This is a genomic window from Pseudomonas sp. BS3767 (genome assembly GCF_900099665.1).
Classification (GTDB): Bacteria; Pseudomonadota; Gammaproteobacteria; order Pseudomonadales; family Pseudomonadaceae; genus Aquipseudomonas; species Aquipseudomonas cerasi.
Genome location: NZ_FNCX01000002.1, coordinates 354,196 through 380,780, shown reverse-complemented (window position 1 = coordinate 380,780; position 26,585 = coordinate 354,196). Strand labels below are relative to the sequence as shown.

The 26,585-nt window shown below is 58.8% G+C and carries 23 protein-coding genes; 11 read left to right on the top strand and 12 right to left on the bottom strand.

All coding sequences use genetic code 11. The features are described from left to right. Nucleotides 1-182 precede the first annotated feature (182 nt). Entirely contained in the window at nt 183-1,034 is an 852-nt protein-coding gene (gene purU / locus BLR16_RS06195) for a formyltetrahydrofolate deformylase (RefSeq protein ID WP_003363851.1), read from the top strand. A 76-nt stretch (nt 1,035-1,110) separates the two neighbouring features. Then, on the top strand, nt 1,111-1,311 hold the full coding sequence (locus tag BLR16_RS06190; RefSeq protein WP_003363849.1) for a hypothetical protein: 201 nt from the start codon (nt 1,111-1,113) through the stop codon (nt 1,309-1,311). Nucleotides 1,312-1,360: 49 nt separating this feature from the next. Here the strand turns inward: BLR16_RS06190 and BLR16_RS06185 are convergent, their stop codons facing one another. Beyond that, entirely contained in the window at nt 1,361-2,833 is a 1,473-nt protein-coding gene (locus tag BLR16_RS06185) for an inorganic phosphate transporter (protein WP_092194166.1), read from the bottom strand. A gap of 205 nt (nt 2,834-3,038) precedes the next feature. After that, complete coding sequence (locus tag BLR16_RS06180; protein ID WP_002554967.1) at nt 3,039-3,236, bottom strand: hypothetical protein; 198 nt, start codon at nt 3,234-3,236, stop codon at nt 3,039-3,041. 857 nt (nt 3,237-4,093) lie between these two features. Between BLR16_RS06180 and pcaR the strand changes: the two genes are divergently transcribed. The 5 genes from pcaR to BLR16_RS06155 all read left to right on the top strand — a co-directional run bounded on the left by pcaR (nt 4,094) and on the right by BLR16_RS06155 (nt 9,442). Further along, nucleotides 4,094-4,936: a pca regulon transcriptional regulator PcaR gene (gene pcaR / locus BLR16_RS06175; protein WP_003363842.1), complete on the top strand. Its 843-nt coding sequence runs from the start codon at nt 4,094-4,096 to the stop codon at nt 4,934-4,936. A gap of 156 nt (nt 4,937-5,092) precedes the next feature. After that, entirely contained in the window at nt 5,093-5,950 is an 858-nt protein-coding gene (locus BLR16_RS06170; RefSeq protein WP_003363839.1) for a CoA transferase subunit A, read from the top strand. Further along, nucleotides 5,947-6,729 (top strand): CoA-transferase subunit beta, encoded by a 783-nt coding sequence (locus BLR16_RS06165; RefSeq protein WP_170846028.1) that lies wholly within the window; start codon nt 5,947-5,949, stop codon nt 6,727-6,729. The genes BLR16_RS06170 and BLR16_RS06165 overlap by 4 nt, the downstream gene beginning before the upstream one ends. Beyond that, entirely contained in the window at nt 6,726-7,928 is a 1,203-nt protein-coding gene (gene pcaF / locus BLR16_RS06160; RefSeq protein ID WP_170846024.1) for a 3-oxoadipyl-CoA thiolase, read from the top strand. The genes BLR16_RS06165 and pcaF overlap by 4 nt, the downstream gene beginning before the upstream one ends. A gap of 212 nt (nt 7,929-8,140) precedes the next feature. Beyond that, on the top strand, nt 8,141-9,442 hold the full coding sequence (locus BLR16_RS06155) for an MFS family transporter (protein ID WP_003431380.1): 1,302 nt from the start codon (nt 8,141-8,143) through the stop codon (nt 9,440-9,442). 67 nt (nt 9,443-9,509) lie between these two features. Here the strand turns inward: BLR16_RS06155 and BLR16_RS06150 are convergent, their stop codons facing one another. From BLR16_RS06150 to BLR16_RS06140, 3 genes are read right to left on the bottom strand one after another with little or no spacing between them, the layout of a single operon-like run. Further along, nucleotides 9,510-10,970 (bottom strand): AdeC/AdeK/OprM family multidrug efflux complex outer membrane factor, encoded by a 1,461-nt coding sequence (locus BLR16_RS06150; RefSeq protein WP_058396743.1) that lies wholly within the window; start codon nt 10,968-10,970, stop codon nt 9,510-9,512. Continuing rightward, nucleotides 10,967-14,101: an efflux RND transporter permease subunit gene (locus tag BLR16_RS06145; protein WP_044308897.1), complete on the bottom strand. Its 3,135-nt coding sequence runs from the start codon at nt 14,099-14,101 to the stop codon at nt 10,967-10,969. Before BLR16_RS06145 ends, BLR16_RS06150 begins: the two co-directional genes overlap by 4 nt. Nucleotides 14,102-14,104: 3 nt before the next feature. Further along, nucleotides 14,105-15,265 carry an efflux RND transporter periplasmic adaptor subunit gene (locus BLR16_RS06140; protein WP_003363822.1) on the bottom strand — a complete coding sequence of 387 codons (1,161 nt, stop codon included), beginning with the start codon at nt 15,263-15,265 and terminating at the stop codon, nt 14,105-14,107. A gap of 254 nt (nt 15,266-15,519) precedes the next feature. Between BLR16_RS06140 and BLR16_RS06135 the strand changes: the two genes are divergently transcribed. The 3 genes from BLR16_RS06135 to BLR16_RS06125 all read left to right on the top strand — a co-directional run bounded on the left by BLR16_RS06135 (nt 15,520) and on the right by BLR16_RS06125 (nt 17,789). Further along, a complete protein-coding gene (locus BLR16_RS06135) occupies nt 15,520-16,179 on the top strand; it encodes an auxin-lysine conjugate-binding transcriptional regulator PmeR (RefSeq protein ID WP_003363819.1) in 660 nt (219 codons plus the stop codon). A 292-nt stretch (nt 16,180-16,471) separates the two neighbouring features. Continuing rightward, entirely contained in the window at nt 16,472-16,675 is a 204-nt protein-coding gene (locus BLR16_RS06130) for a hypothetical protein (protein WP_003363818.1), read from the top strand. Continuing rightward, nucleotides 16,656-17,789, top strand: a complete 1,134-nt coding sequence (locus BLR16_RS06125; protein WP_074804976.1) for a DUF3396 domain-containing protein — start codon at nt 16,656-16,658, stop codon at nt 17,787-17,789. The genes BLR16_RS06130 and BLR16_RS06125 overlap by 20 nt, the downstream gene beginning before the upstream one ends. A 14-nt stretch (nt 17,790-17,803) precedes the next feature. Here BLR16_RS06125 and BLR16_RS06120 read toward each other — a convergent pair whose 3' ends face one another. Both BLR16_RS06120 and BLR16_RS28530 read right to left on the bottom strand, forming a co-directional pair. Further along, nucleotides 17,804-19,318: an MDR family MFS transporter gene (locus tag BLR16_RS06120; RefSeq protein WP_371123818.1), complete on the bottom strand. Its 1,515-nt coding sequence runs from the start codon at nt 19,316-19,318 to the stop codon at nt 17,804-17,806. Nucleotides 19,319-19,427: 109 nt separating this feature from the next. Next, nucleotides 19,428-19,598, bottom strand: a complete 171-nt coding sequence (locus BLR16_RS28530; RefSeq protein ID WP_164989056.1) for a hypothetical protein — start codon at nt 19,596-19,598, stop codon at nt 19,428-19,430. A gap of 165 nt (nt 19,599-19,763) precedes the next feature. Here BLR16_RS28530 and BLR16_RS06115 point away from each other — a divergent pair, with 165 nt between their 5' ends. Continuing rightward, on the top strand, nt 19,764-20,003 hold the full coding sequence (locus BLR16_RS06115; protein ID WP_003406313.1) for a hypothetical protein: 240 nt from the start codon (nt 19,764-19,766) through the stop codon (nt 20,001-20,003). Here the strand turns inward: BLR16_RS06115 and BLR16_RS06110 are convergent, their stop codons facing one another. The 5 genes from BLR16_RS06110 to BLR16_RS06085 all read right to left on the bottom strand — a co-directional run bounded on the left by BLR16_RS06110 (nt 20,004) and on the right by BLR16_RS06085 (nt 26,458). Next, a complete protein-coding gene (locus tag BLR16_RS06110) occupies nt 20,004-20,627 on the bottom strand; it encodes a flavin reductase family protein (protein ID WP_003406312.1) in 624 nt (207 codons plus the stop codon). A gap of 143 nt (nt 20,628-20,770) precedes the next feature. Then, entirely contained in the window at nt 20,771-21,088 is a 318-nt protein-coding gene (locus tag BLR16_RS06105) for a hypothetical protein (RefSeq protein WP_003363807.1), read from the bottom strand. A 590-nt stretch (nt 21,089-21,678) separates the two neighbouring features. Beyond that, nucleotides 21,679-23,004 (bottom strand): MFS transporter, encoded by a 1,326-nt coding sequence (locus tag BLR16_RS06095; RefSeq protein WP_003363806.1) that lies wholly within the window; start codon nt 23,002-23,004, stop codon nt 21,679-21,681. Nucleotides 23,005-23,219: 215 nt separating this feature from the next. Continuing rightward, nucleotides 23,220-24,767: a J domain-containing protein gene (locus BLR16_RS06090; RefSeq protein WP_074804966.1), complete on the bottom strand. Its 1,548-nt coding sequence runs from the start codon at nt 24,765-24,767 to the stop codon at nt 23,220-23,222. After that, entirely contained in the window at nt 24,764-26,458 is a 1,695-nt protein-coding gene (locus tag BLR16_RS06085) for a molecular chaperone HscC (RefSeq protein ID WP_074804964.1), read from the bottom strand. The genes BLR16_RS06090 and BLR16_RS06085 overlap by 4 nt, the downstream gene beginning before the upstream one ends. Nucleotides 26,459-26,585 lie beyond the last annotated feature (127 nt).

Genomic DNA, 26,585 nt, shown 5'->3' with positions numbered 1-26,585 from the left:
AAGCCCTCCTTATTACAGGTTTTGTTTAGCGGCGGACCCCGTAAAAAGCCATACTGGCAAGGTGCAATCTTTGGCCTTGGCGGTGTGCTTTTTCGGCATCTGAATTCAGGCAACAGAGATACTGCAGTTTTGCTGCGCAGCCGCTAGAATAGCGGCTTTGCGAAGTTCTGGAGTTTCCCCTAATGCGCACTTTTCGTCTGGTGATTGCTTGCCCGGACCGTGTAGGCATCGTTGCCAAAGTCAGTAACTTTCTGGCGTCCCATAACGGCTGGATCACCGAAGCGAGTCATCATTCGGACAATCTCAGCGGCTGGTTTTTCATGCGTCACGAGATTCGTGCCGACACCCTGCCTTTTGACCTGGACGGGTTCCGTGAGGCCTTCACGCCGATCGCCGAAGAGTTTTCGATGGACTGGCGCATTACCGACTCGGCGCAGAAGAAGCGCGTCGTGCTCATGGCAAGTCGTGAATCGCACTGTCTGGCTGACCTGCTGCACCGTTGGCACAGTGACGAACTCGACTGCGACATCGCCTGTGTGATTTCAAACCACCAGGACCTGCGCAGCATGGTCGAGTGGCATGACATCCCTTACTACCATGTTCCGGTGGACCCGAAAGACAAGGAGCCTGCGTTCGCCGAGGTATCGCGTCTGGTCGGTCATCACCAGGCCGACGTCGTGGTTCTGGCGCGTTACATGCAGATCCTGCCGCCACAGCTGTGCCGTGAATATGCCCATCAGGTCATCAATATCCACCACAGCTTCCTGCCATCGTTCGTCGGCGCCAAGCCTTATCACCAGGCCTCGTTGCGTGGCGTCAAACTGATCGGTGCGACCTGTCACTATGTGACCGAAGAGCTCGACGCCGGTCCGATCATCGAGCAGGACGTCGTGCGCGTCAGCCACCGTGACAGCATCGAAAACATGGTGCGTTTCGGCCGCGACGTGGAAAAAATGGTGCTGGCCCGCGGCCTGCGCGCTCACCTGGAAGACCGCGTTCTGGTTCACGACAACAAGACAGTCGTCTTCGACTGATCTATCTTTTCCGGAGCGCGCCCGTCGCGCTCCCGACTCAATGTCGGCAATGGTGCAACGCGCAAGGTGACCGCCAATGACCGATCCTCTCGACAAAGCCACTTCCACCGCTCCGGCAACGCTTGGCGAAGGCTGCCTGAGCCGCTATGACCCTGCTGAACTGACTGCGGAAAACGGCACTGATTTCGACGGAGCCGCAGCACTGTGGCGCGAGCTGCAGCAAGCGCAAGCGCCTGATGAAGGGCTTGAGGAGGAGGGGACGCAAGAGGGGAAGTGAGTCAAACCCTTGAGCGGCGCCGTGCATGCACCGCCCAAAGGGTTTCAGATCAGGCCAGGGCTTTGGAAGCCAGCCAGAACAGCGCTGCGGACAAGGCGACGGTCGCCGGCAGGGTCAGCACCCAGGCCAGCAGGATGGTGCGCACGGTTCCGCCTTGCAGGCCGCTCTTGTTGGCGACCATGGTGCCAGCTACACCTGAAGACAGAATGTGCGTGGTGGAGACTGGCAGACTGAACACGTTGGCCAGACCAATCGCGCAGGCGGTGGTGATTTGCGCCGACATGCCTTGTGCGTAAGTCATGCCCTGCTTGCCGATCTTCTCGCCGATCGTCAGGACCACGCGTTTCCAGCCGACCATGGTGCCGATGCCCAGCGCCAGTGCCACTGCGAGAATCACCCAGAACGGTGCGTATTCGGTGGTGGTGGTCAGGTCCTTGCGAAGTTTCTCCAGGTCGGATTTTTCACGCGCAGACAGGTCCGGAAGTTTGCCGACCTTGCGGGCGGTGTCGTCCAGGCACAACAGATAGCGACGTACTTCGATGCGGCTTTCAGGGGCCAGCGCGTGGTAGTCGGACACGCCTTTCAGGCGGTCGAGCAGCGCGTCGATGGTAGGTTCGGTCTGCTTCGGATTACAGGCGGAGCTGGACGGCAGGTCGCCTTTTTCAGCTTTACCCATCGCCAGATATTCACCCAGCGTGCTGCTGTTGCGATGATAGAACTGGCTCAGGTGCTGGGTCGCATCGCGGGTGCGTTCGATCTGATAGGTGGTGCTGGTGAGGTCAAGCACGAACTGGCTGGGCACGATACCGATCAGCACCAGCATGATCAGGCCAATGCCTTTCTGGCCGTCATTCGAACCGTGTACGAAGCTGACCGCCATGGCGGAAATGACCAGCACCAGACGGTTCCAGAACGGCGGGTGCTTCTTGTCATCCAGCTTGCGGCGCTGGTCGGGGGTCTTGTGCATCTTCGACAGCGGGCGCCACCATTTCAGGGCAACCAGCACCAGACCCGCAACGATAAAGCCGGCCAGCGGCGAGAACACCAGCGAAGCACCGATATCGATCGCTTTTTGCCAGTTCACGCCATCGGCCAACGGGATATCGTTGAGCAGCGCATTGGCCAGACCCACACCGAGTATCGAGCCGATCAGCGTATGCGAACTGGAGGCCGGAATACCGAAGTACCAGGTACCGAGGTTCCAGGTAATCGCCGCCGCCAGCAGCGAGAACACCATGGCCAGGCCATGTCCGGTGTTGACGTTGATGAGCAGCTCGACCGGCAGCAGATGGACGATGGCATAGGCAACGCCTACGCCGCCCAGCAACACGCCGAGAAAGTTGAATACACCGGAAAAGAACACGGCCAGATGAGGCGGCATCGCTTTGGTGTAAATGACTGTCGCCACCGCGTTGGCGGTGTCATGAAAGCCGTTGATGAACTCGAAGGTGAGGACGAAAGCCAGGGCGAGCAACAGGCTCACAAGCACCCAGGCATCAAGCCCGCTGAATAAATCGATCATGTAGGTTTTCTGACCGGGTCTGAAGGGGGCGCGATTATGACAGAAAAAATACCGAACGACTTGTCGTCACCGCCAGGTGTCGCCTCAAACCAAAAAAAAGACGCATGAGCGCCGCCCCGTTGAATGCTCAATGAGGCAGTAAGGCGTGTAATTCAGGGTGCTGGAAGTGAGAGGCGAATCGGGCTGGGTCATCAGACCCGCGCTGTCACGGCTCTTCTTTCAGGCCTTCTTCCATTTTTTGCAGTTCTTGCTTGAACGCCTGGTCCAGCAGGCTGGCTCTTTTGCGCCAGGGCTTGCGTTCCGGTTCCGGTTGCGCGGCGTAGGTGGTGATTTCACCGCCGTAGACATCCTTGTAGCGTTGCTCCTGGCGCTCAAGTTCCGCGCGCAGTTCATCTTTAGTCACTTTAATACCTGTTTGAGTCGAATGGGCTCTGGCGATGACGCAAAACATTGCAAGTATGTTCACTCCAGTCTGGCTGTATACCCAATACAGTCAGCGACCTGTTCGGACAATTGCGCGAAAGGTTTACCGGACATGCCTGTTGTTGTCTGCGGCTACGTGCACCAGAGAAAAACACCTGTCGTAGCGACACTCGTTTGATTTCAAGCGCAGGGCTTGCGCTGGCAGGCCTGCTTAAGGTCTCGCTGCGAGGGTGCACCGCGACAACGCGCCGACAGGACAGTCGAGGCGGGAATCGGGTGAACGGATCAATCGTTGCGAGGGTAATGCCGACCAACTGACGGATACTATCTCCAAGAACTTCTGCTACGTCAACAACAGAGGTTGAATGAGTTCACAGGTCTGGTTTTTTTGTACGATTGTTCCGAAGTTTCAGTGAGCCGTTTATATGACATAAGTTTTATAAAACAGTTTTCACTTTCGACGACAAAATGTTGGCGAAGAAATTCAACGCCTTTTATATGCAGGATGTGTGGAGTTACGCGGCGGGCACAGACCGGGAACGGGATGACGAGGAGGGGGTCGCAAGCGTCTGTCGCGCGGAAGGTGCCTGAATAATGAAAACGGCCTTGCTTGGTGAGCAAGGCCGCTGCCTTGGACTTCTCAGTGGGTACCTGACCAGTATTTCCAAGAAGTCACTTCATGGCAGAGGTAAAGGTATAAGTATATTTACATGGGGTCAATTGCGATTATCGGCCACCTGTTCGATAATCGCACAAGTGGGTGCGGGTTTCGCTTCTCTAAAAAGAGCTGAAACCTGCGGTTTACAGGGCTTCAAGGCAGTTACATAAGGTGTGTCAATGAACGACGAACTGCGTAAATCTTTTGCCTCATTGGCACCGCCCATCGTGGCATCGCCCGCAAAGCGCATTCAGGCGCTGACCGGTGACCCGGATTTCATGACGTCGCTGGCGCGTGGGCTGGCCGTGATTCACGCCTTTCAAGAGCGCAAGCGGCACCTGACCATTGCGCAGATCAGCCACCGCACGGAAATCCCCCGCGCGGCAGTTCGCCGTTGCCTTCACACGCTGATCAAGCTCGGTTATGCGACCACTGACGGCCGTACCTACTCGCTACTGCCCAAGGTGCTGACCCTGGGCCACGCCTATTTGTCATCGACGCCACTGGCAACGTCTTCGCAGCCTTATCTGGACCGTATGAGTGACCAGTTGCATGAGGCGTGCAACATGGCCACGCTGGAAGGCGACGACATTCTTTATATAGCGCGCTCTGCCACGACGCAGCGGCTGATCTCGGTCGACCTCTCCGTGGGCGGCCGTCTTCCAGCGTACTGCACGTCCATGGGCCGCATTCTGCTGGCCGCACTCGATGACGTGTCGTTGCATGAATACCTTGACCATGTGGATCTGCAGCCCAAGACCAGCCGCACCATTCGCACGCCGGAAGCCCTGCTCGAATGTCTGCAACTGGTTCGGCAGCAGGGCTGGTGCATTGTCGATCAGGAACTGGAGCAGGGGCTGCGTTCGATTGCCGTGCCGGTCTATGATGCGTCGGGCCAAGTGCTGGCCGCGCTGAATGTCAGCACCAGTGCCGGGCGTGTGGCACGCAGCGAGCTGGAGCAGCGCTTTTTGCCGATCATGCTCGATGCCAGTCGTGACCTGAGCACGCAACTGTTTACCTGACGTGGCCGTGTTTTCGACTGACTGAATTCGTTCGATTACCGAACGTTTAGTCGATTATCGGATTGTTTGCCCTCGTGCTCAGGCATAACCTCATTTTCATTCCGGCGCAGGTCTTCGCGCTGATCATTGAACGTGATGTTGGGTTCGGAGCACCTCATGGCAGACATTCTTTCTCTACGCGATGCGGTGAAGCAACTGGTCAACGATGGCGACACCGTTGCGCTGGAAGGCTTCACTCATCTGATCCCCACGGCCGCCGGCCATGAAATCATCCGTCAGGGTAAAAAAGACCTGACCCTGGTGCGCATGACGCCTGACCTGATCTACGACCAGTTGATCGGCGCCGGTTGTGCGAAGCGGCTGATTTTTTCGTGGGGCGGCAACCCTGGGGTTGGCTCCTTGCACCGTTTGCGCGACGCCGTTGAAAAACAGTGGCCGCGTGAAATGGAAATTGAAGAGCACAGCCACGCCGACCTCGCCAACGCCTATGTCGCTGGCGCATCCGGTCTGCCGTTTGCGGTGCTGCGCGCTTATGCCGGGTCCGACCTGCCCAAGGTCAACCCGCTGATCAAGACGGTCACCTGCCCGTTCACCGGCGAAGTATTGGCAGCGGTGCCTTCGGTACGTCCCGACGTCACCGTGATTCATGCGCAGAAAGCCGACCGCAAGGGCAACGTGCTGTTGTGGGGCATTCTCGGTGCGCAGAAAGAAGCCGCGCTGGCTGCGAAGCGTTGCATTGTGACGGTGGAGGAAATCGTCGATGACCTCAAGGCACCGATGAATTCCTGCGTGCTGCCAACCTGGGCGCTGAGTGCGGTGTGCCTGGTGCCAGGTGGCGCTCACCCGTCTTATGCGCACGGCTACTACGAGCGTGACAATCCGTTCTATCAGGCCTGGGACCCGATCGCCCGAGACCGGGAGACGTTCACGGCGTGGATCGATGAATACATCCACGGCACCGCAGACTTCAGTGAATTCCAGAGCAAGCTGGCTCGCGCTTCGGAGGCCAAATAATGACTTACTCCACCAGTGAAATGATGACCGTTGCCGCAGCCCGTCGCTTGCGTAATGGTTCTGTGTGCTTCGTCGGCATCGGCCTGCCTTCGAAGGCGGCGAATCTGGCACGTCTGACCTCTGCGCCCGACGTGGTACTGATCTACGAGTCGGGTCCGATCGGCGCCAAGCCCACGGTGTTGCCGCTGTCTATCGGTGATGGCGAGTTGGCTGAAACCGCAGACACAGTGGTATCCACCAGCGAAATCTTTCGTTATTGGCTGCAGGGCGGCCGTGTCGATGTCGGCTTTCTCGGCGCGGCGCAGGTCGACCGTTTCGGCAACATCAACACCACCGTGGTCGGCGATTACCATCATCCAAAAGTGCGTCTGCCGGGAGCCGGTGGTGCGCCGGAGATCGCCGGGTCGGCCAAGTCAGTGCTGATCATTCTCAAGCAGTCGGCGCGTTCGTTCGTCGACAAGCTGGACTTCATCACCTCGGTTGGCCATGGCGAAGGCGGCGATTCGCGCAAGCGTCTGGGTCTGCCCGGTGCTGGCCCGGTGGGCATTATCACCGACCTGTGCATCATGGAGCCGGAAGCCGGCACCCATGAGTTCGTCGTGACCACGCTGCACCCTGGCGTGACCCGCGAGCAGGTTATTGCCGCAACCGGCTGGGCGATCCGCTTTGCCGACACCGTTGTTGTGTCCGAAGAGCCTACTGACGTCGAACTGACGGCGCTGCGTGATCTGGAAGCACGAACCGCTGCGGCTCACGGTCAGGTTGCGGGAGAAGCGTGATGCGTGAAGTATTCATTTGCGATGCGATTCGTACGCCCATCGGTCGGTTTGGTGGCGGGTTGTCTTCAGTGCGTGCAGACGACCTGGCCGCGGTGCCGATCAAGGCGCTGATGGAGCGCAACCCGTCGGTCAACTGGGAAGAGATCGACGAAGTGTTCTTCGGCTGTGCCAACCAGGCCGGTGAGGACAACCGCAACGTTGCGCGCATGGCTGCTCTGTTGGCCGGGCTGCCGGAAAGCGTACCGGGCGTCACCCTCAATCGCCTGTGTGCTTCCGGAATGGACGCCATCGGCACCGCTTTCCGGGCCATCGCGTCAGGTGAAATCGAGCTGGCAATCGCCGGAGGCGTCGAGTCGATGTCTCGTGCGCCCTTCGTGATGGGCAAGGCCGATGCCGCGTTTTCGCGCAGCATGAAGCTGGAAGACACCACTATCGGTTGGCGCTTTATCAATCCGGCGATGAAAGCGCAGTACGGCGTGGACTCAATGCCCGAGACCGGCGACAACGTTGCAACCGACTTCAGGATTTCTCGAGCCGATCAGGACGCTTTCGCCCTGCGCAGCCAGCAACGCACTGCCGTTGCCCAGGCTGCGGGCTTTTTCGAGGAAGAGATCGTGCCGGTGCGGGTCGCGCACAAAAAGGGCGAAACCATTGTCGACAAGGATGAGCATCCGCGTGGCGATACCAGTCTGGAAACCCTGAGCAAACTCAAGCCGGTCAACGGCCCGGACCGCACAGTGACTGCTGGTAATGCGTCCGGGGTCAACGACGGTGCTGCGGCGCTGATTCTAGCGTCGGCCGAAGCGGTGAAAAAGCATGGCCTGACACCCCGTGCCCGCGTACTTGGCATGGCCAGCGCGGCGGTTGCACCTCGGGTGATGGGCATTGGCCCGGTGCCAGCGGTGCGTAAACTGGTCGAGCGGCTGGGCCTGGCGGTGACCGATTTCGATGTCATCGAACTCAATGAAGCATTTGCCAGCCAAGGTATTGCGGTACTACGCGAACTGGGACTTGCAGACGACGCGCCGCAGGTCAATCCCAACGGCGGGGCAATTGCCCTTGGCCATCCGCTGGGCATGAGTGGCGCGCGGCTGGTGCTGACGGCGCTGCATCATCTGGAGAAAACCGGCGGGCGCAGAGGCCTGGCAACCATGTGCGTCGGCGTCGGGCAGGGGCTGGCGCTGGCCATCGAGCGGTAAGCCCTCCCGTTTCAACCTGTTGTCCAGCAACCCGGATCGTTTGTCTGCCTCCACGAAAAGGCGGGCCGATGATCCGGGTTGTTGTTCGTCCGGGCACTGGATGTTCAACCCTGCCGATTTTTGCTGGTGGCTGAATTGCTCTGACTTATTGTGCTCGATTAAAGACGGTGTTACAGATTGTTTCTTATGGACAGTTCTGCTTGGGGAAAATAATGACTACAACATCAAAAGCACCGCATTACACCGGCGAGGAGCGAAGCAAAAGAATTTTCGCCATTGTCGGTGCTTCATCCGGCAACCTGGTCGAATGGTTCGACTTTTATATCTACGCCTTCTGCGCGATTTATTTCGCACCGGCTTTCTTTCCTTCCGATGATCCGACCGTTCAGTTGCTCAACACCGCAGGTGTGTTTGCCGCTGGCTTTCTGATGCGTCCGATTGGCGGCTGGCTGTTTGGTCGTGTCGCAGACAAACATGGCCGCAAGAACTCCATGCTGATTTCGGTCACCATGATGTGTGCCGGATCATTGATCATTGCCTGTCTGCCGACCTATGCATCGATTGGTGCCTGGGCGCCGGCCTTGTTGCTGATGGCGCGCCTGCTGCAAGGCCTGTCGGTGGGTGGCGAGTACGGCACCACGGCCACTTACATGAGTGAAGTGGCGTTGCGTGGCCAGCGTGGCTTTTATGCTTCGTTTCAGTACGTGACTCTGATCGGCGGGCAACTGCTGGCGGTGTTGACGGTGGTCATCCTCCAGCAATTCCTGACCACTGAAGAGTTGCGTGACTACGGCTGGCGCATCCCCTTCGTGATCGGTGCTGCCGCAGCGGTCATCGCCTTGCTGCTGCGTCGCACCCTCAACGAAACCACCACAGCCGAAAGCCGGCAGGACAAGGACGCCGGCAGTATCGCGGCACTGTTCAAGCATCATGCCGCAGCCTTCATCACAGTGCTGGGTTACACCGCCGGTGGCTCGCTGATTTTCTACACCTTCACGACCTACATGCAGAAATACCTGGTCAACACCGGAGGCATGGAAGCGAAGACCGCCAGCTACATCATGACCGGCGCGCTGTTTCTGTACATGTGCATGCAACCGTTTTTCGGCATGCTCGCGGACCGCATCGGCCGCCGCAATTCGATGCTTCTGTTCGGTGCGCTGGGTACGCTGTGTACAGTACCGATCCTGATGACGCTCAAGACCACCACCAACCCGTTCATTGCCTTTGTGCTGATTACCCTGGCGCTGGCGATCGTCAGCTTCTACACCTCGATCAGCGGGCTGGTCAAAGCCGAGATGTTTCCACCTCAGGTTCGCGCACTGGGCGTGGGGCTGGCGTATGCGGTGGCCAACGCGGTGTTCGGTGGCTCGGCTGAGTGGGTTGCGCTGAAACTCAAGAGTGCCGGGATGGAGAACAGTTTTTACTGGTACGTGACGGCCATGATGGCGGTAGCGTTCCTGTTCAGTCTGCGCTTGCCCAAAGAGCCCAAGTACCTGCATCAGGATCATTGATCGCAGGGTTTGTTTCGGCCACAAAAAAACCACCTGATCAGGTGGTTTTTTTGTGTGCCGCTGTCAATCAGAACAGCTGAACCGAAGGCTTCTCCTTGGAGATGGTTTCGGTCTGTCCGGTTCTTTCATACCAGCCGCCGCCGAGGGCCTTGTACAGGTTGACCTCGCTGGTCAGCTGCGACAGGCGATCAGTGATCAGCGTTTGCTGCGCACTGAACAGCGAGCGCTGGGCGTCGAGGAAGGTCAGGTTGCTGTCGATGCCGATCCGGTAGCGACGCTCGGCCAGACGATAGTAGTCCTGGTTGGCCGCGACGAAGTCGCGTTGCGCCTGGAGCTGCTCGTCATAGGTCTTGCGTGAAGCCAGGCCGTCGGACACTTCCTGGAAGGCGGTCTGAATCGCCTTCTCGTAGTTGGCGACGCTGATTTCCTTCTGGATTTTCGAGTAGTCCAGGCTGGCGCGCAGGTTGCCGGCGTTGAAGATCGGGATGTTGATGCTTGGCTGGAACAGCCAGGCACCCGATCCGCCCTTGAACAGGCCGGACAGCTCGCTGCTGCTGGTCCCGGCACTGGCCGTCAGGCTGATGCTTGGGAAGAACGCTGCACGTGCCGCGCCGATGTTGGCGTTGGCCGCCTTGAGCGAGTGCTCGGCCTCCAGAATGTCCGGACGACGCTGCAGCAGGTCGGACGGCAGGCCTGCCGGCATTTCGGTCAGCATGTCGGAATCGAGCAAGTGGCTGGCCGGCAGGTTGTCAGGCAGGCTGGTGCCGAGCAGCAGCACCAGGCTGTTCTGATCCTGGGCAACCAGGCGTTGGTACTGGGCCAGTTTGGCGCGCGCGCTTTCGACGGCGGTGCGCGACTGGCTCAGGTCCAGTGCCGAAGAAACGCCGACTTCGCTGGCACGCGAGGTCAGACGGAAGCTTTCTTCGTAGGTCTTCAGGGTGTCCTGCGTCAGCTTGAGCAGTTCCTTGTCGGCCTGCCAGGTCATGTAGGCATTGGCGACGCTGGCCACCAGACTGATCTGGGTGCTGCGACGCGCTTCCTCGCTGGCGAAGTAGGTCTCCAGCGCCTGCTCGCTGAGGCTGCGGACCCGGCCGAAGAGGTCCAGCTCGTACGAGCTGACGCCCAGGCTGGCCGAGTAGCTGCTGGTGATGCCGGCCTGACCGGTTTGCGACTGGTCGGCTGGCACGCGCTGACGTGTACCGCTGCCGGTGGCCGAAACAGCAGGGAACAGGTCCGAGCGCTGGATACGGTACTGGGCGCGGTAGGCGTCGATGTTCAGCGCCGCAACCCGTAGGTCACGGTTGTTGAGCAGTGCAGTCTGAATCAGCTGTTGCAGCGCCGGGTCATTGAAGAAGTGCCGCCAGCCTTGTTCCGCGGCGGCCATTTTGGCGCCTTCGACCGGCGAGTACGCCGGCCCTTGCGGATATTGTGCGGCGACCGGTGCTTCCGGCTGCTTGTAATCGGGGATCAAAGAGCAGCCGCCGAGAATGAACGCGGTAACTGCAAGTGAGATCAATGACTTGCTCATTGGCCAGCCTCATCGTGTGAAATATGTTTCTGCTTGCTCTTGAAGAGCCCCGAAACCGTTACGAAGAACAGGGGCACCCAGAAGATCGCCAGAATAACTGCGGTGATCATACCGCCAATTACGCCTGTACCGATCGAATGCTGACTGCCCGAACCTGCGCCCGAGGAAATCGCCAGCGGTACAACGCCGAGGATGAAGGCCATGGAGGTCATGATGATCGGGCGCAGACGCATTCGGCAGGCCTCGATCGCCGAGTCGACCAGGCTCTTGCCCTGTTCGTGAAGCTCTTTGGCGAACTCGACGATCAGAATGGCGTTTTTCGCCGCCAGACCTACCGTCACCAGCAGCCCGACCTGGAAAAACACGTCGTTGGACAGACCGCGCAGGCTGGTTGCCATCAGTGCACCGATAACCCCCAGTGGCACCACGAGGATGACCGCGATCGGAATCGACCAGCTTTCATACAGCGCCGCCAGACAGAGAAACACTACCAGCAACGACAGGGCATACAGGGCAGGGGCCTGCGATCCGGACAGGCGTTCCTCGTAGGACAGACCGGTCCACGAAATGCCGATGCCTTGTGGCAGCTTCTTGGCCAGCGCCTCGACTTCAGCCATTGCCTCGCCGCTGCTGTAACCAGGGGCGGGAGTACCGAGCACTTCCTCTGCCGCCACGCCGTTGTAGCGTGACAGTTTCGGCGAGCCGTAGGACCATTTGCCGCTGGCGAAGGCCGAGAACGGCACCATCTCACCCGCGCTGTTGCGCACGTACCATTTCTTCAGATCTTCAGGTGTCATACGCGCACCTGCATCGCCCTGGATGTACACCTTCTTCACACGGCCACGGTCGATGAAGTCGTTGACGTAGCTGCCACCCAACGCAATGGACAGGGTGTTGTTGATGTCCGACAGAGTGATGCCCAATGCACTGGCGCGCTCATCGTCGATGATCAGTTGGTACTGCGGTTCGTCGTTCAGCCCGTTCGGACGTACGCCCGCCAGAATCTTGCTCTGTGCGGCCATGCCGAGGAACTGGTTACGCGCTTCCATCAGCTTGTCGTGACCCACGCCGCCCTGATCCTGCAAGTAAACGTCGAAGCCGGTGGCGTTACCCAGTTCGAGTACCGAAGGCGGGACGACCGCAAACACCATCGCGTCGCGCAGGCTGAAGAAATAGCCCTGAGCCCGTTTGGCCAGTTCGAAGACGCTGTTATTGGAATCACGCTCCTCCCACGGTTTGAGCATCACGAAAGCAATCGCCGAGCTTTGACCGCGGCCCGCGAAGTTGAAGCCGTTTACCGAGAACACCGACTTCACTGCGCCGCTTTCCTTGGTCAGCAGGTACTCACGCATCTGATCGATGACTTCCTGCGTACGCGCGGTCGAGGAGCCGGCCGGTGTCTGGATCTGGGCGAAGATAACGCCCTGGTCTTCTTCGGGCAGGAACGCAGCCGGAATACGCATGAACATGAACACCATGCCCGCACAGATCAGTATGTAACCCAGATACGCAGGCCACTTGTGCTTGAGCATGTTGCCGACGCCGCGCTCGTAACTCAGAACGCTGCGGTCGAAGGTGCGGTTGAACCAGCCGAAGAAACCACGTTTCGGTTGCCCGTGCTTCTCGTGATCGATGGGCTTGAGCATGGTGGCGCACAGCGCCGGGGTGAAGATCAGCGCGACCACGACCGACAGGGCCATGGCCGAGACGATGGTGATCGAGAACTGCTTGTAGATCACCCCGGTGGAGCCGCCGAAGAACGCCATTGGCAACAGAACCGCCGAGAGCACCAGTGCAATACCGACCAGCGCGCCCTGAATCTGAGTCATGGATTTGATCGTGGCGTCGCGCGGGGAGAGCTTTTCCTCCTCCATGACCCGCTCGACGTTTTCCACCACGACAATCGCATCGTCCACCAGCAAGCCGATGGCCAGCACCATACCGAACATGGTCAGGGTGTTGATGGTGAAGCCGAAGGCCGCGAGGATACCGAACGTACCCAGCAAGACCACCGGAACCGTCATCGTGGTGATGATGGTTGCGCGGAAGTTCTGCAGGAACAGGTACATCACCAGGAACACCAGCACGATCGCTTCGATCAGGGTGTGCACCACGCCGTTGATCGATTCGCTGACCACCGGTGTGGTGTCATACGGGTACACGACTTTCATGCCAGGCGGGAAGAACGGCTCCAGCGAGGAAACGGTCGCGCGGATGGCCTTGGCGGTGTCCAGTGCGTTGGCGCCGGTGGCGAGTTTGATGGCCAGACCGGAAGCCGGTTTGCCGTCGAACTGCGAGTCGGTGCTGTAGTTCTCTGCGCCCAGGCCCACGGTGGCGACGTCTTTCAGGCGAACCTGCGAGCCATCGGTGTTGACCTTGAGGAAGATATTGCCGAACTGCTCGGCGGTCTGCAGACGGGTCTTGCCGATGATCGTGGCGTTCAACTGCTGGCCGCTGATCGATGGCAGGCCGCCCAACTGGCCGGACGACACCTGGACGTTCTGCGCGGTGATCGCGTCTTTCACGTCCACTGGCGTCAGCTGGAAGTTGTTCAGCTTGGCCGGATCGAGCCAGATACGCATGGCGTACTGCGAACCGAACACCTGGAAGTCACCCACACCGGAGGTCCGCGAGATCGGGTCCTGCATGTTCGACACGATGTAGTTGGCCAGGTCTTCCTTGCCCATGCTGCCGTCTTCCGACACCAGGCCGATCACCATCAGGAAGTTCTTCACTGCCTTGGTGACGCGGATACCCTGTTGCTGCACTTCCTGCGGCAGCAGCGGGGTGGCGAGGTTGAGCTTGTTCTGTACCTGCACCTGCGCCGTATCCGGGTTGGTGCCCTGATTGAAGGTCGCCGTGATGGTCATGCTGCCGTCGGAGTTACTTTCCGAGCTGACATAACGCAGGTTATCGATACCGTTGAGCTGTTGCTCGATGACCTGAACCACCGTGTCCTGCACCGTCTGGGCAGACGCGCCCGGATAGGTGACCTGGATACCGATGGCAGGCGGTGCGATGCTCGGGTACTGATTGATCGGCAGGCTGGAAATCGACAGCGCGCCGACCAGCATGATCACGAGGGCAATAACCCAGGCAAAAATGGGTCGATCAATAAAAAATTTCGACATGGGTTACTCCCCTTTGCTGCCTGCGGCTTTATCAGTGGCCGGGGCAGGTGCCGGGTTTGCTCCTTTGACGTTGGTCGCTTCGGCGACTTTCACTTCGGCGCCGGGTTTGACGTACTGCAAGCCTTCGGTGATGACACGATCGCCTTCCTTCAGGCCGTCTTCGATCAGCCAGTCGCTGCCCACGGTGCGATTGGCCACCAGCGTACGCATTTCAACCTTGTTGTCCTGATTGACGACCATGGCGGTCGGCGTGCCTTTCAGGTCGCGGGTCACGCCTTGCTGCGGTGCCAGAATGGCTTTCGAGTTGACGCCAGCCTGCAATTGGGCGTGAACGAACATGCCCGGCAGCAGACGGTGTTCAGGGTTCGGGAACACGGCACGCAGGGTCACGGAGCCGGTGGTCTGGTCAACCGACACTTCGGCGAATTCCAGTTTGCCTTCCTGGCCGTAGACGCTGTTGTCTTCCAGTGTCAGCTTGACCTTGGCGGCGTTGTCGCCGGCTTTCTGCAGCTTGCCGCTGTCCAGATCGCTGCGCAGCTTGAGCATGTCGGCAGACGACTGCACCACGTCGACATAGATCGGATCGAGCTGCTGGATGGTTGCCATCGCGTCGGTCTGCGCGCTGCTCACCAATGCGCCTTCAGTCACCGCAGAGCGACCGATACGGCCGGAAATAGGGGCCAGCACCTTGGTATAGCGCAGGTTGATCTGGGCGGTCTGCAGGCTAGCCTGAGCTTCCTGGGTGGAGGCCAGCGCCGTGTCGTATTCCTGACGGCTTACCGCTTGCTCGCTGACCAGTTGCTTGTAGCGATCGGACATCGACTTGGCGGACTGCAGGGTGGCCTTGGCGCTGTTGGCGTTGGCCTCATAGACAGCCGGGTCGATCTGATAGAGCTGCTGACCGGCTTTGACATCGCCACCTTCGGTGAACAGACGCTTGAGAATGATGCCGTTGACCTGAGGGCGAACCTCGGCGACGCGGAAGGCGGTGGTCCGGCCTGGCAGCTCGGTGGTCAGGGTATACGGCTGTGCTTTGATGGTAACGACGCCTACCTGAGGGGTTTGCGCAGGCGGGGCGGCCTGTTCCTTCTTGCTACAGCCACTGAGCAGGGTTGCCAGGGCGACGGCAGTGACCAGAACGGTAACAGCTGGCTTGAATTGCATGAAGATCCTCGGGGCAGGAGCCTGTTATCTCAACAGTACGTTGAAGTGTAAAAAAATATTTCGGCTAGATAAGTAGCATGCTAAGGAATATACTTACATTCGCGGCTGTTTGTAAACACCGCAATGCGCATTCGGCCACTATTCAGGGAGCCGGGAGCCGATTCGGGACAAGGCGAGACAAATGCCGCCCGGCCATATCTCGAGGCATGACGCAAGACGCGTGCCTGAGGTGAATTTTTTGAGGTCTTATTGCCATGGTTCGTCGCACCAAAGAGGAAGCTCAGATCACTCGCAGCCAGATCCTGGAGGCTGCCGAGCAGGCTTTTTATGAGCGAGGCGTCGCCCGCACCACGCTGGCCGATATTGCGACGCTTGCCGGTGTGACGCGAGGCGCCATTTATTGGCACTTCAATAATAAGGCCGATCTGGTGCAGGCCATGCTCGACAGTCTTCAGGAGCCTCTCGACGAAATGGCGGAGGCCAGTCAGAGCGAGGACGAGGAAGACCCGCTGGGCTGCATGAGAAATCTGTTGATTCACCTGTTTCATGAACTCGCACTGGACCCGAAAACCCGTCGCATCAATGAAATCCTGTTTCACAAGTGCGAGTTTACCGACGAGATGTGTGATTTTCGTCGTCAGCGCCAGGACAACGCCATACAGTGCCACGACCGTATCACCCTGGGGCTGAACAATGCCGTACGCCAGGGACAATTGCCCAAAGGGCTGGACACGGCCCGGGCTGCAGTGGCCCTGTTTGCCTACGTCAATGGCATCATCTATCAGTGGCTGCTGGTCCCGGACAGCTTCTCGTTGCCCGCAGAGGCCGAGCAACTGGTCGACGTGTGTCTGGACATGCTGCGCTTCAGTCCGACGTTGCTGATCAATGACACTCGCTCAACGACTGGCGTCTGACTAAACACGACCGGCGGCACCCGCCGGTTCCGCCTCCCAGCGACTCTGTGCAGAGCCTAACTCCAATTCGTGCCTCTTATATAGCGGGTTTACCGATCGTTTATCGGTATTCATGGATTGCGCTCGCCGTGTAAGCATCGGCGAGCGTTGATCTGACAAGATATTGTAGGAAGCAGGTAGGACATTTCCTGATACATGTAGCTGATTTCCCAAAGTAAATTCCGAGTATTGCTCCGCAGGAAAACTCCCTTCACTCTTCGCCCCCTGAAAGAACAGAAGAGAGGAAAGTTGCATGTTTTTGCCGGATCTTGCGCTTATGTGCCCTGAAATCATCGCCAGTTACGTTGATGTCCAATCGGGCGGGCAGGGTCTCGGCTACCCCATGAGCGGGGAGATTTCCGGGCTGATCAAAACCTGTGAAGGGCATGCACGCACGCGCAAAAACCTGACTTCCGCGAATAATGGGAGGGCGGAGCATGTCGGACACTGCAACTGACGCTGTGAGGTTATTGGCCAGGATCACGCAACAATCCGAGCGTGTGGCCATGGATTCCGTATTGGGCACACCGGTCATTCGATTGGGGTTGATCACCACGCTGTATTTTCGCAACGGCCACAGCGTGGAGATGAAGCGTCGCGTCGAGGCCTGTTTTTCGCGCTTCTATGACGCGTTCAAAACGAAACTCAAATGGCAACTGTTCAAACGCATGCGGCGCCTGAGCGGCGCCGGGTTTGCCTCGACCCGGCGTCAGATTGTCGAGAGTCCGCCAGACGAGCAGTTCATCTGGTCTATCGCCAGTGCGACTCAGGCTGAAGTCGCCACCTACAGCCTGTTTGTGATGAACACCTCGGAGGGGCAGGCCGACAACGATCGATCGTGTCTGAAAATGGTCTTGCCCTGGTCGTATCTGACCGAGCCCGAGGGGTTGAAGCATTACGAGAACTGGATCAGGTACCTCAGCAGCGAACTGCAGGCCGAGCACGGCTTTGGTGGTCTTGCCTGCGTATTGCCGTGTGACGGTCATCAGTATTTGCCTTGGGAATATCGGCTGGCTCAGGATTACAGCGGGCTGATGGTCGACCCCGGCCCGCACATTGAAAGCCTGCGCCTGCTGGACCGTATCAAGGGTGTCAGTTGGTACACCGTGCTCGGTGATGCGTTCGTCAGGCAGTTGGGAGGCAGCGACAAAATGCGCGGCGAGATGAGTGCACACAGCGAGATCGTGTTCCACACCTACCGCAACGGCCTGATCATTCGCGCCGGTGAGGTGCCCGAGCTGGGTGGGCGAGGGCTGCCGCCGCCAAAGCCTTATGTGACGGTCAACAGGATGATCAAGCCAATCCGCTTGCAGGACACCGGCAATCTTCATCCCTACCTGGCTCCAGGAATTGGCTTTACCGATGAAACCACTGCGCAGTGGTATGCGCGATTCGATGAAAAGCCGCTGCCGCCGGTCGATGCCGGGCAAGTATGCCCTCGCTCAGGCAGCTGGTTCAGCAGCGCTCAGTCAGGCTCCCGTCGACACTTCGATGAGGGCGAACTGATGCCTGCGTTTGCCCATATAAAGAGCAAGAAAACGCAGTGGTTCTGGGCCGGGATGCCTTCCTGAGCCCGAGAAGCGAATCAGTCCCGTCCTCGCAATAGCGTATTGGGCATCACTGCGGCTGCCGCAAGGCCGAGCAGCGAAATGGCCGCGCTGGTGATCAGCAGGTTTCTAAAGGTCAGTGCCAGTTCGGCGCGCAAGGTTTCCAGCGCGGGTCCGGTGGCCGCGTTCAGACTGTCGAGCAGGACGTTGCCGGAGCTGCCTTCGCCACCCAGCGCCCCTGCACCGAGTTGACCGACGCCGGTGTGCTGCAACATGGCCAGCAGCAGCGCCGACATGAGTGCCACGCCCACGGCGCCACCCAGCGAGCGGAATAGATTGGTCGTGCTGGTGGCCACGCCCATATCCTGCGGCTGAACCGAATTCTGAGTGCCCACCAATGAGGTGGGGAACTGCATGCCGGTGGCAACCCCCGTGAGAATCATGAACAGGCTCATCACTATCAGCGATTGCGGCGGCGTGAAGGCCATGCCCAGAATCGCAATCGGCATCAGCAGCGCACCGGTCAGGATAAGCGGCTTGTAGCGCCCGGTATGCGCGGTGCGTCGCCCGGCGAAATAGGCACCCATCGGCATGCCGATCGCCAGCGGAAGCAAGTGCAGGGCGGCGCTGTCTGCTCCGCCACCGGTGACGGTCTGGTAACGCAGCGGCATCAGGACAATCAGGGAGATGGCCTGAAAGCTGGTGAAGAACACGGTGCACCAGCACAGCACCGTGTTCTTGTTGGTGAACAGATGCATGGGCAGCAAGGGTTCGGCCGTGCGACGTTCATACCAGACGAAAATAGCCAGTGTCAGCAGGGCGGTGCCCAGTAACAACTGAACCTCGGTATCGTCCAGACCGTGCCCTTGGCCAATCTCGGTAATCCCCAGCAGCAGCGCTGTCAGGCCGATGATCATCAGCACGGTACCCAGATAATCGATAATCGGCTTGCGTTGCGGTACTGGCAGGCCGACGAGGGTCCGATACGCGACGATCAGCGCGGCGGCCCCCAACGGCAGATTGATCAGAAACACCCAGCGCCATGACAGGTATTCAGTCATCAGGCCACCGAGCACCGGCCCGGCGACGCTGGCCACGGCGTACATGCTGCTGAAGTAACCCTGATAACGGCCGCGCTCACGAGGTGGAACGATGTCGGCGATGATCGCCTGGCTGACCGAAACCATCCCGCCCGCACCGATACCCTGAAGGACGCGCGCCAGCACCAGTTGTTCCATGCTTTGCGCCAGACCACAGAACAGCGAGGCCAGGGTAAAAATCCCCAGCCCGAACAGCATCAGTTTACGTCGCCCGTAAAGATCGCCGAGCTTGCCGTAGATCGGCACAGCCACGGTCAGCGACACCATGTAGGCGGAAATAACCCACGCCAGTAGATCGATGTCCCTGAACTGGGCGGAAATGGCAGGCATCGAGACCGCGACGATGGTTTGGTCCAGCGCACTGAGCAGGACTGCCATCATCAACGCAAACAGGATGCTACGAATGGCCGGAGGCGTATGAGTAAGACTGGTCAAGGCAAAACCTGATGGCAGTGTTGACCCGCCGCAAGTGTGGCAGGAGAGTCTGGCCAGTCTAATCCGATAGCTTGCTAATCGATAGGTGCCTTTGCGGAATGGCGATGCAATTCACGCTGTGCGAGCCTCATCGCAAGGCGCTGAAGGTGGCATCGGTTGGCACGCAATGGCCAAACGTACAGCTGGAGACATAAGGGGCCTGGCGCGCCAGTTCGTTACGATAGGCGCCGGCGGTGTAGACGGCCAATACCGCCAGAGCTCCTGCGACAACCATGCATTTTCTTGTTATTGCTTTCATGACGCACTCCTTACCTCGGCTACAGAGCAGTTTGAAAGAACTGATTAGAGTGTAGGACAAGGTTGGGTTTTGCGTCGGCTGCCGTTATCGCTGAATGCCGCATGTCGGACGAACCGGAAGACGCGCTAGAATTCGCGCTTTGACGTATTGGCAGGGTTGAGACACATGGCACGCAAGGAATACAACGGGTTTGAAGTGGTCTCGGCAGTGATGCCGTCCGAGCAGGGTTATAACGCGGCGATTGCCGTAAAGGCGCTGGGTGCCGGCGGCGCACCGCGCTTCCATGCGCTGCTGCCGGACCAGAAATTCAAGACCGCCGATGATGCCGACCTGGCCGCTGTGCAAGAGCTGCAGCGGCTGGTCGATATTGATGCAGAGGGCGAACCGGTCTGGGCTGACGCCTGATCAGGCGCCTGGGCGGAACATCTTGAACAGCGCTTCCGGGCCAAGCTGGAAGTAATCCGCCGGGCCGCCGCCGCGCAGAATCGGCTCGGCGGCGGCAGTGTCGTAAACGCCGTCCTTGAGCAGTGACTTGTCGATGTGCACCGCCACGACCTCGCCCAGAATCAACCAGCTGGGCACCAGTTCCTTGTCGGCGCGTTGCAACTGAATGATCTGCGTGACCTTGCACTCGAACGACACCGGCGTTTCGAGTACACGCGGCACCGAGACGATCTGCGAGGCCAGTGGTGTCAGGTTTGCCAGCTCGAATTCGCTGACATCCGGCGCTACCGGTGCGCAGCTCTGGTTCATGGCTTCGGCCAGCGAGCGGGTCGCCAGGTTCCAGACGAACTCGCCGGTCTGCTCGATATTATTGAGACTGTCCTTGCGACCCACGCTGCAGAACCCGATGATCGGCGGCACGTAGTTGAACGCATTGAAGAAGCTGTAAGGTGCCAGGTTGAGTTTGCCGTTGGCATCCTGCGACGAAATCCAGCCAATCGGGCGTGGGCCTACAATCGCGTTGAACGGGTCGTGCGGCAGGCCGTGACCCTTGGAAGGCTCGTAGGAGTGAATAGCGTCTGACATGCTCGGTTCCTGATGGGCTCAATAATGGATGTCAGCATAGTGCTGCGCATTTGCAGAGGATGCCAGAGCAGTTCGCGTGTTTCACTCTGAGCCAGACATGAAGAAGCCCGACATTGGCCGGGCTTGGGATGTTGCGTGAGCGATCAGCCCAGACGATTGGCGCCTACGCGATCTGCACCGTCTGCCGCAAGACGATTGGCACCGACGTGGTCTGCACCATCGGCAGCCTGACGGTTGGCACCGACGCGATCTGCACCATCAGCGGCCAGACGATTGGCACCGACGTGATCGGCGCCGTCAGCAGATACGCGGATCGAGCCGACGTTGGTATGTTTGGTACCGCCTTCAGCAACGAGGGTGGCGCTGGACAGGTCGCTTTGAACGTGGGTGACTGGAAGTGCAAATGCGCTGGAAGCCAGAACAGAGATAGCCAGGCCAAAGATCAATGTGTTGGTTTTCATGATGATGTCTCCAATGAGTGTCGGGTGAGTTGTCATCCCGGTATGGAGGCAATGCTACGCGCCAGCGGATTATTAAGAAGTTAATAGGATTGCTAGCGATCATCGCTGAAAATGATAGTTGGCTGTAATGCTCTGGTTTCGGGCCTTTCAGGCGGGGTTGCATTATTGTGGTGCAATTCTTGAAAAGTCTTGTAATAAATGCCCTTGACAAATTAAAAGTACAGCTAATTCAAGTGGTTATTACTGAAAGTTAGCTAAATGATGCACCGCCCTGTAACACTCTGTTGCAGGTCATGGATGTAATTGATTGTTTTGTAGCGGCTGATGTATCGATGCGGACGATGATATTGATCGTTGTAAGCGAGCTTGATGACTCTCGTGCCTTGGCAGAGTCCTCAGCGTTATACACAGGTCTCGATAAGCCCGAAAAATGGAGTGAACGGGGCGGCGATCCCATTGCTCACGAAGAGTCAGTCATAACGCTCTATTTCTGGAGGTTGTACCGGCCTCTTCGCGAGCAAGCTCGCTCCTACGAGATTTATATATAACGATGAGAGCGGAGCCTGGGCACGAGAATCGTCGCAATCCGATCAGTCAGTTTCGATGCGCGAGTGCTTGCGGGTGTCTTTCATGAACACATACACCAGCAGCGAGCAGGCGATACAGGCAGTGACGTACCAGTAGTAACCGGTTTCCATACCGATGCTCTTGAACCACAGCGCGATGTATTCCGCAGTACCGCCGAAGATCGATACCGTCAGGGCGTAAGGCAGGCCGACGCCCAGCGCGCGGATCTCGGTCGGAAACAGCTCGGCCTTCACCACTGCGTTGATCGAGGTATAACCGCTGACGATGATCAGCGCCGCCATGATCAGGAAGAACGCACCCCACCATGTCTGAATGGTATGCAGCGTGGTCAGGATCGGTACGGTACACAGCGTTCCCAACACGCCGAACGCAATGAGGATCGGACGACGCCCGACCTTGTCGGACAGCGCGCCGACGACCGGTTGCAACAGCATGAACAGAAACAGTGTTGCCGCTGATATCGACGTCGAGTCGGTGATGCTCATGCCGACGGTGTTGACCAGATACTTCTGCATGTAAGTGGTGTAGGTGTAGAAAGCCAGTGTCCCGCCCATGGTCAGACCGACGACGGTCATCAGTTCCTTGGGATGACGCATCAGCGTGCGCATCAGGCTTTCCTTGGGCTTTTCCTTCTTCTTGCGCGTGAACGATTCGGTTTCTTCCATGCCACGACGCAGGAACAGCGCGACGATTGCGCACAGGGCACCGATGACGAACGGGATGCGCCAGCCCCAGGCATACAGTTGCTCGGTGGTCAGCGTCTGTTGCAGCACGATCAGCACGCCCAGTGCGATGAGCTGGCCGGAAATCAGCGTCACGTACTGAAAGCTGGAGAAAAAGCCGCGACGTTCCTTGGTGGCCATTTCGCTCAGGTAGGTGGCGGACGTGCCGTATTCACCGCCGACAGACAGCCCCTGCAGCAAGCGGGCGAACACCAGCAGGATCGGAGCACCGACGCCGATGCTTTCATAGCCTGGTGTCAGGGCAATGATCAGCGAGCCGAAGCACATCAGCAGCACCGAGGCCATCAGCGCAGCCTTGCGCCCTTTGTAGTCGGCGTAAAGCCCCATCAGCCAGCCACCGATGGGCCGCATCAGAAAGCCGACGGCGAAGATCGCGGCGGTGTTAAGCAGCTGCGCGGTGGTGTCGCCCTTGGGAAAGAAGGCTTTGGCGAAGTACAGCGAGAAGGCGGCGTAGACGTACCAGTCGTACCACTCGACCATGTTGCCGACCGAGCCACTGAAAATCGATTTGAGACGGCTGGAGGTGGTTTTCTGGCCAGCAGCAGTAGCAGCCGACCCATGGGAGGCGGGATTGGAGGTTTCCATGATGTTCCTTGTTTTCATTATTTTTGGAAGGAGGCATTGGGTGCCCTACCTGTTACATAGCAGGAGCTGTGCCACACCATGAGGGCTTGTTCTAGAGCCGTCGGGAATCTTTGATGAGCAAGAATCCGCTTATCTGCCCGGTTGAGGTAAGCGGATTCTTGCCGATGGGGGCGCTCGCAGCAGGGCGTTCTGGTCGATTGCCGACAGAAGACCGCTCAAGCGCTCAGTTTGGAGGAGAGCAACAGCGCCGCCATGACGATGCTCAGCGTGCCGATGATCACCATGATCGTGTGCCTTGCATAAAACTGCCGAATCCTTTGCCGGATAGGCGCTGTTTGAAACAGGTAGCGATAAGGCGACAGGGCGACCCACAGCACCGCCAGCACCAGATAAGCCAGAAGTGTCCGCGGGCCGTCGAGCACCTGGACAAGGCCCAGAAACAAAAAGGGGAGGCCATGCCGCAAGACCAGCGCCTGGGCACCGGGCCAGCTCAGCACCTTGGGCAGTAACTTGCTGCTCAGCCACGCATCGGCTGGCTCTGCCAGAACCATCAGCGGACGCCATATGCAGATGAAGATGAAGAAGCCGACGGTTGTCCAGAGCGGTGACAGGAATAGCACGAGGACCCGCGTTCCCGGATCGTACTCCACACCTTCAGGCGCCAGCGGGGGTGCCAGCAACGCCAGCAGAAACGCGCCTATGTAGACCCAGATGAGCGGCGTGAAGTCGCTCTGCTCACGCATGAGTTTCCAGGCGCTCAGGTCCGCTTCGGGGTAGCGCTTGAGGACGTCGGGGTAGTGAACGGTTAACTGCTCCTGAATATGCGCGCAGGCGTTCCACACCGAAGCGTCTTGCTTGACTGCGGTACGGCTCCGCGCGGCCAGACGTGGCGGCTTGAACATCAAGTGCGCGGCCTTGCCTTCGGCAGTGCTCGGTTTGGCATCGAGCAGGCGTTGCAGATGCTCGGCATATTCCACTTCTTCGTATCGCTGGCGCAGCGCCTGCCAGAGGTCTTCGGGACCGGGGTGGAGGTTTTGCTGCAGGTTCCAGCCAAATACCGCGCGCGTGTGTTCCAGCAGGTCGGAGGTCACAGGATGGCTGGCAATCAGCAAGACCATGCACCTGCATTGCAAATGCTCGCGACGCTCCAGTTCTGTCAGCCAAGGCTGTTGTTCCAGCGCCCGAAGTTCTTCAATGAAGCGCGCATGCTGCCCGTTCTCGATGAGTGCGCTGAACGCTTCGAACGCCTCGCGCAATATCGCCTCTGCCAAGGCGTGCTGCTGGTAGCTGCTGATATGAATGCTTTGCCATACCGTCAGCCAGCGCAAATGCTGAAATGCAGCTTTGATCAACTCGACACGGCGCGCCGAGTCGTTCAGGCACTCCAGCAGCAACAGTTGTTGAAAGCGCTCCGCCTGTCCGTGCTCCATGGCGATCTGCTGTTGCTCGGGCAGATTCTGCGCAGTGGTCTGCCTGACCTGTTGAAGCCAGTCCATGCCATCGGGCTGCTCGATAACAGTCGTTGTCAGGAGGGGGGCAGGCGAGGGCTCAGGCAAAGGCTGGCGCAGCATGACGGGCGGGTCATCTTCGTCCGCGCGTGATCGTGCCAGCTGCAGCGCCTCTTCATAGGCATCACGCAGATTCTGGAAAGCTGCCGGGTCTTCATCAGGACGGTTGACCTTCAATAACCGGGCATATTGTCGTTTGATGCTGCGCTCGTCGGCATCGTTATTCAGCTCAAGTACGGACCAACAGTCGATCATCTTGCGCCCTGCTCGAACGTGTCGACTTCCTGTTTGAGTTGCCTGCGAATTTCGCTGATCTGCCGCTCGTCCTGTGTCTCCAGCACATGCTGAAACTGGCTGGTCCAATGACCGATAAGTTCTCGATCACTGCCCAGGCATTCCTGGTACAGGCGTTCAAGTCTGGCGATCAGGTGAGTGTTGGCCTGCTGTTCGCGTGGATGGACTTTGAGCGCTTCGAGTACCTGAAGGCGTTCCTGTATTTCATCAGGCGTCATCACGCCAGGGTTGTTTTCGATAACCAGCTTGTGACGTTCCCCGGTCAGCTGTGTCATCACATCGGCCTCCAGCAGGCCGTTGTTGTCATAGGTAAAGCGCACATCCAGCGCTACTTCGCCGGCCTTGGCTTTGGGGATCGGAATGATGAGCTCACCCAGCGCAATGTTGTCCTTGACCATGCGACTTTCGCCCTGAAAGATCCGCACCATGACGTGTTCCTGATCATCACTGACGGTCTGAACTGTTTTTACCCGGCTGACCGGTACGACGCTGTTGCGTTCGATAATGGGCAGGTAATGACCGCTTTCATAGCGATTGGCAATTTGCGCGATGGTCTCGATTCCCAGCGTGTAAGGGCATACGTCGGTGAGGACAATCTCCTCCAGCGCTGCGTCCCGCTGCTTGAGCGCCGCTTGCACCGCGGCGCCCTGTGCGACGATTTCATCAGGGTTGAGTGCAATGGAAGGGAAGCGCCCGAACAGGCTCGCGGCAAGCTTGCGGATCAGTGGCATCCGCGTTGTGCCGCCCACCAGCAGAATCTCATCCAGATCGGCGACGCGTATCCTCGCGTCTCGAAGCGCACGCTCGGCCGGAGCGCGCAGGCGGTTAAGCAGGGGCGCATAAAAATCGCTCATCTGCTCTTGAGTAATGGTCTTGCGCCATTCCCTCTCGGCGTGACGCAATACGAAGTCGGCACTTCCGTCCTGACCCAAAGCCCTGCGCACTCGCTCGGCTTCGCGCCGCAAGGCCGGGGCAATCAGCTCCGTTGACGGGAAGTCCGGCTCATCGCGGTGCAGGTTCACGAAGTGCTCGACCATGACCTGGTCGAAATCTTCACCCCCCAGAAAGTTGTCGCCCGCACTGGCACGCACTTCCATCACGCCGTCGAAGAGTTCGAGGATCGAGATGTCGAACGTACCACCACCCAGATCGAAGACCAGAAACGAAGTTTCGCCTTCCTTCTGGTGAAGGCCATACGCGAGTGCCGCCGCTGTCGGCTCGTTGATGAGCTTCTCGACCTTGAGCCCCGCCAGCTCTCCGGCAATACGCGTGGCTTTACGCTGAGCGTCGCTGAAATAGGCCGGAACGCTGATCACCGCTTCCGTGACAGGCTCGCCAAACGCGCGCTCGACATCGGCTTTCAGGCTTTTGAGGACCAGCGAGGACAACTCTTCCGGGCGGTAAGTAGCAGAGCCCAGTCGAATTTCCTGGGCACTGCCCATGTAGCGTTTGAACAGGGCCGTGGTTTTTTCCGGGTGAGTCTGCAGTCGTTCGCGGGCCGCCTTGCCGACCAGAATCTGCCCGTCATCGTCCAGCCCGACAACGCTGGGGGTGAGAGTTTCACCCAGTGCGTTGGTCACCAGTTCACTGCTGCCGTCGCGCCATACAGCCACCAGGCTGTTGGTAGTCCCCAGATCAATACCAACGATCATCTCGAAAATGCTCCCTGCTCTAAGAGTGTTGCGATGTTTTGCGTGATTCTGAATCAAGGCAACCGGTGTTGTCTTGGTTTTATGCGTGGGAAGTGCCGGGGTTCACTCATGCGTATCAGGCATCAGT

Coding starts and splice junctions, on each gene's coding strand:
- purU (WP_003363851.1), top strand. CDS start 183: ATGCGCACTTTTCGTCTGGTGATTGCTTGCCCGGACCGTGTAGGCATC.
- BLR16_RS06190 (WP_003363849.1), top strand. CDS start 1,111: ATGACCGATCCTCTCGACAAAGCCACTTCCACCGCTCCGGCAACGCTT.
- BLR16_RS06185 (WP_092194166.1), bottom strand. CDS start 2,833: ATGATCGATTTATTCAGCGGGCTTGATGCCTGGGTGCTTGTGAGCCTG.
- pcaR (WP_003363842.1), top strand. CDS start 4,094: ATGAACGACGAACTGCGTAAATCTTTTGCCTCATTGGCACCGCCCATC.
- BLR16_RS06170 (WP_003363839.1), top strand. CDS start 5,093: ATGGCAGACATTCTTTCTCTACGCGATGCGGTGAAGCAACTGGTCAAC.
- BLR16_RS06155 (WP_003431380.1), top strand. CDS start 8,141: ATGACTACAACATCAAAAGCACCGCATTACACCGGCGAGGAGCGAAGC.
- BLR16_RS06150 (WP_058396743.1), bottom strand. CDS start 10,970: ATGAGCAAGTCATTGATCTCACTTGCAGTTACCGCGTTCATTCTCGGC.
- BLR16_RS06145 (WP_044308897.1), bottom strand. CDS start 14,101: ATGTCGAAATTTTTTATTGATCGACCCATTTTTGCCTGGGTTATTGCC.
- BLR16_RS06140 (WP_003363822.1), bottom strand. CDS start 15,265: ATGCAATTCAAGCCAGCTGTTACCGTTCTGGTCACTGCCGTCGCCCTG.
- BLR16_RS06135 (WP_003363819.1), top strand. CDS start 15,520: ATGGTTCGTCGCACCAAAGAGGAAGCTCAGATCACTCGCAGCCAGATC.
- BLR16_RS06130 (WP_003363818.1), top strand. CDS start 16,472: ATGTTTTTGCCGGATCTTGCGCTTATGTGCCCTGAAATCATCGCCAGT.
- BLR16_RS06125 (WP_074804976.1), top strand. CDS start 16,656: ATGTCGGACACTGCAACTGACGCTGTGAGGTTATTGGCCAGGATCACG.
- BLR16_RS28530 (WP_164989056.1), bottom strand. CDS start 19,598: ATGAAAGCAATAACAAGAAAATGCATGGTTGTCGCAGGAGCTCTGGCG.
- BLR16_RS06115 (WP_003406313.1), top strand. CDS start 19,764: ATGGCACGCAAGGAATACAACGGGTTTGAAGTGGTCTCGGCAGTGATG.
- BLR16_RS06110 (WP_003406312.1), bottom strand. CDS start 20,627: ATGTCAGACGCTATTCACTCCTACGAGCCTTCCAAGGGTCACGGCCTG.
- BLR16_RS06105 (WP_003363807.1), bottom strand. CDS start 21,088: ATGAAAACCAACACATTGATCTTTGGCCTGGCTATCTCTGTTCTGGCT.
- BLR16_RS06095 (WP_003363806.1), bottom strand. CDS start 23,004: ATGGAAACCTCCAATCCCGCCTCCCATGGGTCGGCTGCTACTGCTGCT.
- BLR16_RS06090 (WP_074804966.1), bottom strand. CDS start 24,767: ATGATCGACTGTTGGTCCGTACTTGAGCTGAATAACGATGCCGACGAG.
- BLR16_RS06085 (WP_074804964.1), bottom strand. CDS start 26,458: ATGATCGTTGGTATTGATCTGGGGACTACCAACAGCCTGGTGGCTGTA.